Origin of the sequence: Nocardia rhamnosiphila NBRC 108938, assembly GCF_000720425.1 — a bacterium.
Classification (GTDB): domain Bacteria; phylum Actinomycetota; class Actinomycetes; order Mycobacteriales; family Mycobacteriaceae; genus Nocardia; species Nocardia rhamnosiphila.
The window spans coordinates 1-273 of record NZ_JOAJ01000076.1; the positions used below are offsets into that span (position 1 = coordinate 1).

Consider the following 273-nt stretch of genomic DNA (forward strand, 5'->3'; position numbering starts at 1 on the left):
GATCAACCGCTCGAACGCGTGGACGCCCGCCTGGCGCCGCGTCCGGACATAGGAGGCGCCGGCCTCGGTCAGGCACACGAGCGTGACCCGCTTGTCGGACGCGTCACCCCGCCGCTCGACCAGGCCGGACTCCTCCATCACCCGGACCAGAGCGGTCATCGCGGGCTGGGTGACGCCCTCGACCGCGGCCAGATCGGTGATGCGCCGCGGGCCGGTCCGGTCCAGGGTGGCCAGGGTGGCGGCGGACGTCAAGCTCATGTCCCGAGGCAGGCG

At 73.6% G+C, this 273-nt stretch carries 1 protein-coding gene; it reads right to left on the minus strand.

From position 1 onward, the window contains the following. Positions 1-258: MarR family winged helix-turn-helix transcriptional regulator (locus IG75_RS0135795; RefSeq protein WP_030525511.1), on the minus strand; the 258-nt coding region annotated here is incomplete at its 3' end. Between the last annotated feature and the right edge of the window lie 15 nt (positions 259-273).